At 69.5% G+C, this 9,368-nt stretch carries 9 protein-coding genes; 6 read left to right on the forward strand and 3 right to left on the reverse strand.

Annotated features, from left to right (window positions below; all coding sequences use genetic code 11):
- Nucleotides 1-131 precede the first annotated feature (131 nt).
- Together B551_RS07310 and B551_RS07315 are read left to right on the forward strand one after the other, a co-directional pair.
- Nucleotides 132-794: a TetR/AcrR family transcriptional regulator gene (locus tag B551_RS07310; protein WP_023263779.1), complete on the forward strand. Its 663-nt coding sequence runs from the start codon at nucleotides 132-134 to the stop codon at nucleotides 792-794.
- A gap of 151 nt (nucleotides 795-945) precedes the next feature.
- Nucleotides 946-1,560, forward strand: coding sequence for a hypothetical protein (locus tag B551_RS07315; protein WP_006578425.1), 615 nt, complete (start codon nucleotides 946-948; stop codon nucleotides 1,558-1,560).
- A 24-nt stretch (nucleotides 1,561-1,584) separates the two neighbouring features.
- On the opposite strand, the gene B551_RS07320 is transcribed toward B551_RS07315, so the two are convergent.
- Nucleotides 1,585-2,604: an aldo/keto reductase gene (locus B551_RS07320; RefSeq protein WP_006578426.1), complete on the reverse strand. Its 1,020-nt coding sequence runs from the start codon at nucleotides 2,602-2,604 to the stop codon at nucleotides 1,585-1,587.
- 149 nt (nucleotides 2,605-2,753) lie between these two features.
- Nucleotides 2,754-3,683, reverse strand: coding sequence for a LysR family transcriptional regulator (locus B551_RS07325; RefSeq protein WP_006578427.1), 930 nt, complete (start codon nucleotides 3,681-3,683; stop codon nucleotides 2,754-2,756).
- Nucleotides 3,684-3,827: 144 nt separating this feature from the next.
- Here B551_RS07325 and B551_RS07330 point away from each other — a divergent pair, with 144 nt between their 5' ends.
- Genes B551_RS07330 through B551_RS07345 form a run of 4 tightly spaced genes read left to right on the forward strand, consistent with a single transcriptional unit; the run spans nucleotide 3,828 to nucleotide 8,108 of the window.
- Complete coding sequence (locus B551_RS07330; RefSeq protein WP_006578428.1) at nucleotides 3,828-4,052, forward strand: DUF3311 domain-containing protein; 225 nt, start codon at nucleotides 3,828-3,830, stop codon at nucleotides 4,050-4,052.
- A gap of 10 nt (nucleotides 4,053-4,062) precedes the next feature.
- Nucleotides 4,063-5,445 carry a sodium:solute symporter gene (locus tag B551_RS07335; RefSeq protein WP_006578429.1) on the forward strand — a complete coding sequence of 461 codons (1,383 nt, stop codon included), beginning with the start codon at nucleotides 4,063-4,065 and terminating at the stop codon, nucleotides 5,443-5,445.
- Between the two features lie 51 nt (nucleotides 5,446-5,496).
- A complete protein-coding gene (locus tag B551_RS07340; protein WP_006578430.1) occupies nucleotides 5,497-7,152 on the forward strand; it encodes an amidohydrolase in 1,656 nt (551 codons plus the stop codon).
- Complete coding sequence (locus B551_RS07345; protein WP_006578431.1) at nucleotides 7,149-8,108, forward strand: GTP-binding protein; 960 nt, start codon at nucleotides 7,149-7,151, stop codon at nucleotides 8,106-8,108. The genes B551_RS07340 and B551_RS07345 overlap by 4 nt, the downstream gene beginning before the upstream one ends.
- Before the next feature lie 39 nt (nucleotides 8,109-8,147).
- On the opposite strand, the gene B551_RS07350 is transcribed toward B551_RS07345, so the two are convergent.
- Nucleotides 8,148-9,368 (reverse strand): TRAP transporter large permease subunit (locus tag B551_RS07350; protein WP_023263781.1); only part of this gene is annotated, 1,221 nt, incomplete at its 5' end.

The following is a 9,368-nucleotide window of genomic DNA, read 5'->3' on the forward strand; positions in this document are numbered from 1 at the left end:
GTGCTGGGCGGCATGCTGCTGCGCACGCGTACCGCGCCGGTGTCGGTGACGCCGGAGGGCGCCGAGGCCGCGGCCGATGGCCCGGCCGCGGAGACGGGCATGGCCGCGCCCCATGGCGGCCATGCAGCCTGATGGTCACCGCACTGAAGCTGGCCGTCGCGCCGCCGCCGCGCACGACCTATCGCCACGGCGACCTGCGTCGCGCGCTGATTGACGCCGGCATCGCGCTGGCAAGCGACGGCGGCCCCGACGCGGTGGTGCTGCGCGAGGCGACGCGCCGCGCCGGCGTGGTGCCCAATGCCGCCTACCGGCACTTCGCCAATCGGCAGGCGCTGTTCGAGGCGGTACGCGCGGCCGCGCTGTCGGCGCTGGCGGTGGCGATGGAAACCGAGCTGGCCGCCGCGGCCGAGCAGGTCGACCGCAATGACCCGGCCGCCAGGGCGCGCGCCGACCTGCGCGCGATCGGCGCCGGCTATCTGAAGTTCGCGCAGACGCAGACGGGTCTGTTCCGCACGGCCTTCGCCACGCCGAGCATGGTGGAGGACGACCCCGATCCCGCCAAGGCCGGCCCCGGCGGCCTCAATCCCTTCCAATTGCTAGGCGCCGCGCTGGACCGGCTGGTCGCGGCCGGCGTGCTGCCCGCCGAGCGGCGCCCCGGAGCCGAGTACCTGGCCTGGTCGGCGGTGCACGGGCTGGCGCTGCTGATCATCGACGGCCCGCTGCGCCATGCCGACGAAGCGATGCGCATTGCGCTGGGCGAGCGCGTGCTGGCGATGGTGGAGAAGGGGCTGTAGCGCGCCCCGGCGCCCGGCCAACGCCGCGTTTCACAGTCGCATGGCGATGCGGTAACACATCGCTATGCGCACATTCCTCACCTGTTTTCAGTAGTCCGCGTCCGGGATGCGGGCAAAGATGGCGCCTCGCTTCCACTCGACGAGGACAAGCATGTTGACCGTACTGAAATCATGGCTCTCCGGCACGCCGCAGCCGCTGTATCTGTCCGCCGCGCCGGCCAGCGGCCGCATGACGTTGGCCGACCGGCAGAACGATGAGGTATCGATCGCGTTCATCCACGCCGATGTCAACGCGCCGCCCAGCGCGGAGCGAGGGTCGGGTCCGATCCTCGTCGAGATCTACCGTTGCAGGCAGAGCCGCGCGGAATACCTGCGCGAAGCACTGGCCTTGGTCGCCGATGGCGGGAGCAACCCGCGCCGGGATGCGGGCGTCCGGCCGGCACCGCGCCGCGGCGAACCGCGCGCTCCGACCGCACCGCACGATGGCCGCGAAGCGCTGCGATTCCATAGCCGCAGGAATGCGCCGATGCGGCAGAACAGGACGGGACGGCCACGCCCGGCAGGCGGACGAACGCGGGCGGTACAGCCGGGAGGCGGTGCGAAACCCTGCCTGCCGACGCAGATCGTCCATATATCGCGCTGCCTGACCGAACTCGGCCAGGACGATCCGGGCAGCGGCCGCGACGGTGTCGGCATCGCGACGCTGGCCGGGATCGAGTCGCTGGGGCTGTCGCGCTCGATCTACGACATGGGGCGCGGGTGGTGAGTCCGGGCTGGTGAGTCCGGGCGCTCAGCCCGCTGCGGCCACCTTGACCGGCCGCCCCGTGAACGGATAGTTCGGATCGGTATAGCCCGGCGTGGACGGATGTCCCGGCGCCACCAGCGCGTCGACCATCGCTTCCTCTTCGGGCGACAGCGTCGCGCCGATTGCGCCGAAATAGTCCTCGAATTGCGCCAGCGTGCGCGGGCCCGCGATCACCGCGGTGATCAGCGGATTGGCCAGTACCCACGCGGTCGCGAACTGGCCCGCGGTCAACCCGCGCCCCTCGGCGTGGGCCTTCAGCTGCTGCGCGATGACCAGCGATTCCTCGCGGAACTCGGTCTGCATCATGCGGCGATCGGCGCGTCCGGCGCGGGTGCCGGCCTCCGGCGCTTGTCCGGGCAGGTACTTGCCGGTCAGCACGCCACGCGCGACCGGGCTGTAGGGCACCACGCCGAGCCCATAGTATTCGCAGGCCGGCAGGATCTCGACCTCGGGCATCCGGTTCAGCAGGTTGTAGTAGGGCTGGCAGGCGACCGGCCGCGGCACGCCCAGCTGATCGCACAGCCGCGCGATCTCGGCGATGCGCCAGCCGCGGAAGTTCGACACCGCCCAGTAGCGGATCTTGCCGTCGCGCACCAGATCGCCCATCGCGCGCACCGCCTCCTCCAGATTCTCGTCGGCGTAATCGCGGTGCAGATACAGGATGTCGATGTAGTCGGTCGCCAGCCGCCGCAGGCTGTCCTCAACCTCGCGCAGGATCCAGACGCGCGAGTAATGGCCCTGGTTCGGCGCCGAGCCCATCGCGTTGCCCAGCTTCGTCGCGAGGATCCATTGCTGCCGCTCGGCCTCGATCAGCCGGCCCACCATCTGCTCGGAAGCGCCCTTGCTGTAGACGTCCGCGGTGTCGATGAAGTTGACACCATGATCGCGCGCGCTGGCGACGATGCGCCCGGCCTCGGCCTCGTCGGTCTGGTCGGCGAACATCATCGTGCCCAGGCACAGCGCGGACACCTTCAGATTGCTGCGGCCCAGGCGGCGGTATTCCATCTTGAATTCGGACGTTGCGGACATGGCATTCCTCGTGCGGGAAGGTAAGGGAAAGAAGGGAGCGAAAACGGAGGGCGAGACGAAACGCCAAGGATACAACGGGGACCGCTTGTGCCGCAGCGCGGTCGCCGGTCCCCGGTGCAGGGTGATCACCGGCGCGACCCAGGCGGCTCCGTCGACAACGTCGTCCACTGCGCCCGCGTGAACGCATACAGCGATTGCAGCGCGGGCGACAGCGAGCGCGCCGCCATCCGCGCGATGCCATAGCGCCCGCGCCGGCGCGGATCCGGCGGCATCGGCACCTCGGCCATCGAGCCCTCGGCACGCTGCTGCCGCGTGATCGACAGCACGCCGAACAGCAGCGTATCGGTGCTGAGCGCCACGCTGCGCAGCACGTCCAGGTTGTCGCAATGCAGCGTGATCAGCCGCTCGGGCGCGGCCTCGGGTCCCCACAGCTCGATCAACTGGCGGCCGATGATGGCGCTCAGCGTGGTGGAGGCAACCGGATAGGCGCGGATCGCCTCGATATCGAGCCGGCGCTTGCGCAGGATCGGATGGCCCGCCCGGCAGACCAGCCCCGCGGGGAGCTCGCCCAGCGTCTCCAGGTCGATGTCGTCGGCGGCGCGCAGCACATAGGCATCGCCGACGATGGCGTCGATCGCCTCGCTGCGCAGCTGCTCGAGCAGCGCGCTGGTGGCGCCGGTTTCTGTGCGGACCCGGATGCGCGGATGGGCCTGCGCCATATGCGCGAGGAACGGCGTCAGCAGCAGCGCGGCCGGCGCGGGCGCCATGCCGATCGCCAGCGACCCTTCCTCGCCGCCGCGCAGCAGGTCGAGGTCGCGCCGCAGCTGCCGCTCTTCCAGCCGGATGCGCCGGGCGCGCTCGGCCACCAGTTCGCCGAACACCGTCAGCCGCGCGCGCCGCGCACCGCGGTCGAACAGCGGCGCCTTCAGTTCGTCCTCGAGCGCGCGAATGCTGCGGCTCAATGCCGGCTGCGTCAGGTGCACGGCGCGCGCCGCCTCGGAGAAGGTCCCATGCTCGACCACCGCGAGCAGGTGCAGCAGCTTCTGCGTATCCATGCCAATCCGTTATGGAAGTCGTTAGATATTTGCATTTGAATCATACATCGCGGCTCCCTATGATGGCTCCACAACAACAGCGGGCGCTGCCTCGTCGCCTTTCGGCGCACCGCACACCGGCCATCGGACCACGGAGACAAAAGCATGCTCAAGCTGTTCATCGGTCTCGGCATCCCGTATCTCGGGGTGATCGGACTCCTGCCCTGGGTGGCGTCGGTCGAGCGGTTCGTGCTCGGCGTTCCCTTCATCTACGCCTGGATCTTCGCCTGGTTCGTGCTGACGTCCGGCTGCATGCTGTTGTGCTGGCTGCTGTTCGACCGCCACGCGCCGGCCGACGCCGACGCCGGCGCCGCGCCCCATCGCGCCTGAAGGAGCCGCCATGACTACCGCGGTATTTCTCGGCTTCATCGCGCTGTCCCTCTACCTCGCCATCCGCTCACGTCAGGGGCGCGGCGCGCAAAGCGTGCACGACTTCTTTGTCGCGTCGCGTCAGTTCGGCGCCTATCTGGTCTTCTTCCTGGCGGCCGGGGAGATCTACAGCATCGGCACGATGGTGGGATTTCCCGGCGGCATCTATGCCAAGGGACCGACCTACGGCATCTGGTTTCTCGGCTATATCCTGCTGGCGTACCCGCTGGGCTATTTCCTCGGTCCGCGCATCTGGCGCGCCGGCGCGCGCTACAACGCGATCACGCTGCCAGACCTGTTCAAGGGCCACTATGGAAGCCGTGCGCTGGAGCTGATCGTCGCCGCCTCGTCCATCCTGTTCCTGCTGCCATGGGGCCAGTTGCAGTTCACCGGCCTGGTGGCCGCGCTGAAGGGCCTGGGCTGGCATGTCGATCCGCTGCACCTGGTGCTGATCTCGGCCGGGCTGGCCTTCACCTACATCGCGATCTCCGGCGTGCGGGCCTCCGCCTATATCGCGATCCTGAAGGATGTGCTGATGGTGGTGGCGATCGTCGCCACCGGCGTGGCGGTGGGGTGGAAGGCCGGCGTCGGCGACGTCTTCCACGCGGCCAGCATGCAGGTCAGCAACCAGATGAGCGAGACGCAGCTGCGCTTCTCGATGAGCACCATGCTGTTCCAGGCGCTCGGCTTCTACATGATGCCGTTCGCGGTGCAGAACTTCTTCACCGCGAAGAGCGCCAACACGATCCGGCGCACGCAGATCGCGATGCCGCTGTACATGCTGATGTATCCGTTCCTCGTGCTGGCGTCGTATTACGCGATCAGCCAGAACCTGCAGCTCGCCTCGCCGAACGAGGCGTTCTTCGCCGCCGCCGTGCGCCTGCTGCCGGACTGGCTGCTGGGGCTGGTGACCGCCGGCGCGGCGCTGTCGGGCCTGCTGGTGCTGGCCGGCATCTGCCTCGCCATCGGACCGATCGTCACGCGCAACCTGATGCCCGGCCTGCCCGAGCCGCGGCAGAAGCAGGGCGCCAAGGTGGTGATCGCGATCTATCTGGTGCTGTCGATCGTGATGACGCTGGTTACGCCCAACCTGATGCTGACGCTGATCAATACCACCTACTACGGTGTGACGCAGTTTTTCCCGGGCGTGATGGCGATCCTGTTCTCGTGGAAGGTGCGGCCGCTGGCGATCGCGCTCGGCATTCTGAGCGGACAGGGCCTGGCCATCGCGCTCTATGTCCAGCAGGCCGATTTTGGCGGGATCAACGTCGGACTGGTCAGCCTCGCGGTGAACCTGCTGGTGACGGCGCTGGTGAACCTCGTTCCGCGGCCGGCGCGCGTCCAGGCGGCCTGATTTGCGTTGGCCGGATTTCCTGCCCCGAACCTCCCATTTCCAGAAGCAACGATGAACCACCATGAACCGGCGCGCACACGAATATTCCGCGCCAGCAAGATCCTGACGATGAATCCCGCACAGCCGGATGCCACACACGTGGCGGTCCGCGACGGCAAGATCGTCGCGGTCGGCGCGCGAGGCGACATGGCGCCGTGGGCGGACGCCGAGGTCGACGACACCTTCCGCGACAAGGTGCTGATGCCCGGGCTGGTCGAGGCGCACTGCCACCTGATGGAGGGCGCGATGTGGGAGGCCGTCTATGTCGGCTACTTCGATCGCCGTGATCCGGACGGGCGGCTGTGGCGCGGCCTGCGTACGCTCGATCAGGTCATCGACCGGCTCGTCAGCGCCGCCAGCCGGCTAACCGAGGCCGACACGCCGCTGCTGGCCTGGGGCTTCGATCCGATCTACTTCGGCGCCGGCCGCCTGAGCGTGCGGGAACTGGATCGGGTCTCCGCCACGCGGCCGATCGTCGTGATGCACGCCAGCGTGCATCTGATGAACGTCAATTCGGCGATGCTGGCGCTCGCCGGCATCGACGAGGATACCGACATCGAAGGGGTGCACAAGGACGAGCACGGCAGGCCCACCGGCGAGCTGCAGGAGTTCGCGGCGATGTTTCCGGTCCACCGCGTGATCGGCAAGGGCTTGTCGCTGGCGGCGGCCGAGGACCCGGAGGCGGTGCGCCGCTTCGGGCGGGTCGCGCAGCTCGCCGGTGTCACCACCGCGACCGATCTGGTCAGCGACCTGTCGCCGGCCGGGCTCGACACGCTGCGCTCAGTCACCGCCGCCGGCGACTTTCCGCTGCGCATCGTTCCCGCCTTCTCCCCGCAGCGCAATCCGGACGGCGGAGCCGAACGGGTCCACGCCGCCGCGCGGAGCGGCAACGACAAGCTGCATTTCGGTCCGGTCAAGTTCATCGTCGACGGTTCGATCCAGGGCTTCACCGCTCGCCTGCGTGCGCCCGGCTACGCAGGCGGCCAGCCCAACGGGCTGTGGCTGATCCCTCCGGCGCAGCTGCTGGCGTGCTTCACGCCATTCCATCTGGCCGGTCTGCAGCTGCATATCCACACCAACGGCGACGAGGCGACCGAGGTCGTGCTGGACGCGCTCGAGGCAATGCTGGCCCGCCATCCGCGCGCGGACCATCGGCACACGCTGCAGCACTGCCAGCTTGCCGACGCCGCTCAGCTGGCGCGCGCCGCCCGACTCGGGCTGTGCATCAACTTCTTCTCGAACCATCTGTATTACTGGGGCGAGGCGCACGCCGGCCAGACGGTCGGCGCGCAATGGGCCGCGCGGATGAATCCGGCGCGCTCGGCGCTGCGGCTGGGCATTCCGGTCGCCATCCACTCCGATGCGCCGATCACCCCGCTCAATCCGCTGTTCACGGCATGGTGCGCGGTGCAGCGCCAGACCGCGGCGGGCCGCGTGCTGGGCGAAGCGGAGCGGCTCAGCGTCGGCGAGGCCCTGCACGCGATCACGCTGGGCGCGGCGCATACGCTGCGGCTGGACCATCTGGTCGGCAGCATCGAGCCGGGCAAGCTGGCCGATTTCGCGGTGCTCGAGCAGGACCCCACCGCGGTGGCGCCGCACGCGCTGAAGGATGTCCGGGTCTGGGGCACGGTGCTGGGCGGGCGCGTCTTTGCGGCGCCGGCACGATGAACGCGCGGCCGCCCATTCCGTTGGTGGTGGTCGGCGGCTATCTGGGTGCGGGCAAGACCACGATGCTGAACCGGCTGCTGGCCGATGCCCGGGGACGGCGGATCGCCGTGCTGGTCAACGACTTCGGCGAGATCAATATCGACGCCGCGCTGATCCGCAGCCGCGGCGACGACGTGATCGAGCTCGAGAACGGCTGCATCTGCTGCTCGATCGGCGGCCGGCTGGCCGACGCGCTGGTCGCCATCGCTGCGCGACCCGAGCGTCCCGAGCTGCTGGTGATCGAGGCCAGCGGGGTTTCGGACCCGCAGCGGATCGCGCAGATTGGCCTGCTCGACCCGGCGTTCCGGCTCAATGCGGTGATCGTCGCGGTCGACGTGGCCGGCGTCTCCGAGGTGCTGCGCGATCCGCTGATCGGCGACATGGTGCGGCGGCAGATCGCCGGCGCATCGGTACTGGCGCTGACCAAGGTCGATCTGGCCGGCGCCGCGACGGCCGAGACCGTCGCGGCGTCGGTCGGTGGCTTGGCGCCGCGGGCCGCCGTGCTGACGGCACGGCATGGCCAGTTGCCGCTGTCGGTCTATCTGGACGTCGCGCCACCGCCGGCGCAGGGCCGGCTGCTCTCGGCGGACGGTCAGCGCTGGAGCCGCGGCGAGGCGCTGCACCGGGGCATCGTGACCTTCTCCTACCGGACGAGCCGGGCGTTCGACAAGGCGCGTTTGCGGCAGGCGCTGAAGGCGTTGCCGGTGCGCCTGCTGCGGGCCAAGGGCGTGGTTGCGTTCGATCGCGATGCGCGCGCGCATGCGGTGCACGTCGTCGCGGGGCGGATGCGGGTCGAGGCGATCCCACATCCATACGGGCACGCGCCGCGAGACGAATCGGCGCTGGTCTTCATCGGCCCCTTCGCGGCGGACGACGAGACCACGGTGCGCGCCTGCCTCGACGCGGCGCTGGCCTGAGCGCGCCGCGCCGGCTTATTGGCCAGCTTGTTGGCCGGCCTACTGATACAACACCCTCGGCAGCCACAGCCCGATGTCCGGGAACATGTACAGCAGCACCAGCGCCACCACCTGGATCGCCATGAACGGCAGCATGCCGCCGAAGATCTGGTTCAGCGTGACATGCGGCGGCGCCACGCCCTTCAGGTAGAAGGCGGCCATCGCGACCGGCGGCGACAGGAAGGCGGTCTGCAGGTTCAGTGCGACCAGCAGGCCGAAGAACAGCGGGTCGATGCCGAAGTTGTCCAGCAGCGGCACGAAGATCGGCATGAAGATGATGATGATCTCGGTCCATTCGAGCGGCCAGCCCAGCAGGAAGATGATCACCTGGGCCAGGATCATGAACTGCAGCGGCGTCAGGTCCAGCGACATCACCCACTGCTCGACCAGCGCCTGGCCGCCGAGCAGCGCGAACGCGGCCGAGAAGATCGACGAGCCGACGAACAGCCAGCAGACCATCGCGCTGGTCTTGGCGGTCAGGAACACCGACTCCTTGACCACGCCATAGTTGAGCTGGCCGTAGGCCGCCGCCAGCAGCGCGCCGCCGAGCGCGCCGACCGCCGCGGCCTCGGTCGGCGTGGCCAGGCCGAACACGATCGAGCCGAGCACGGCGAGGATCAGCACCGCCAGGGGGAAGAACGACGACAGCAGCTGCTTGAAGATCTCCATCCGCGCGAAGTCGAAGCGCCAGTAGAAGTACAGCATCGCCACGCAGACCACGGCCAGCGTGATCCAGAACCAGTTGGGCGCCTGCGGCGCGGTGGCCGGCGGATTGGCGGTGTCGGCGCCGGGCGGGCTCGGCGCGGCGTCGGCTTGTGGTGCTTCGGCTGCGGGAGTGGGGGGAGCGGCGGGGGTAGCCGGAACGCTCGGGGTCGCCGCCGCGGCAGCGGGGCTGTCCTCGCTCGGCGGCGGCGCCAGCGTATCGAGGCCCGCGGCATCGTCACTGCTTTGCGCGCCGAGCTCCATCAGCGTCGAATCCACCGCCGCCGGCGGCGCGGCGGTGACGCCGGCGTAGATCGAGCCCATCAGCAGCGCGACCACCAATGCCGGCAGCACCGCGATGCCGAACTGGCGCATCAGCTGGCCGGTCGGGATGGCGGCGTTGCGCTTGCCCTTCAGCGCGGTGACCAGCGCGGGCAGCGCACGCGTGCCGATGGTGTCGCGCAGCCGCTGCTGCAGCGGCGGCAGCGGGACCTCGCGCTCGGCCAGCGGCAGCGGCGG

It is taken from the genome of Cupriavidus sp. HPC(L), assembly GCF_000307735.3.
Lineage (GTDB): Bacteria > Pseudomonadota > Gammaproteobacteria > Burkholderiales > Burkholderiaceae > Cupriavidus.

Coding starts and splice junctions, on each gene's coding strand:
- B551_RS07310 (WP_023263779.1), top strand. CDS start 132: ATGGTCACCGCACTGAAGCTGGCCGTCGCGCCGCCGCCGCGCACGACC.
- B551_RS07315 (WP_006578425.1), top strand. CDS start 946: ATGTTGACCGTACTGAAATCATGGCTCTCCGGCACGCCGCAGCCGCTG.
- B551_RS07320 (WP_006578426.1), bottom strand. CDS start 2,604: ATGGAATACCGCCGCCTGGGCCGCAGCAATCTGAAGGTGTCCGCGCTG.
- B551_RS07325 (WP_006578427.1), bottom strand. CDS start 3,683: ATGGATACGCAGAAGCTGCTGCACCTGCTCGCGGTGGTCGAGCATGGG.
- B551_RS07330 (WP_006578428.1), top strand. CDS start 3,828: ATGCTCAAGCTGTTCATCGGTCTCGGCATCCCGTATCTCGGGGTGATC.
- B551_RS07335 (WP_006578429.1), top strand. CDS start 4,063: ATGACTACCGCGGTATTTCTCGGCTTCATCGCGCTGTCCCTCTACCTC.
- B551_RS07340 (WP_006578430.1), top strand. CDS start 5,497: ATGAACCACCATGAACCGGCGCGCACACGAATATTCCGCGCCAGCAAG.
- B551_RS07345 (WP_006578431.1), top strand. CDS start 7,149: ATGAACGCGCGGCCGCCCATTCCGTTGGTGGTGGTCGGCGGCTATCTG.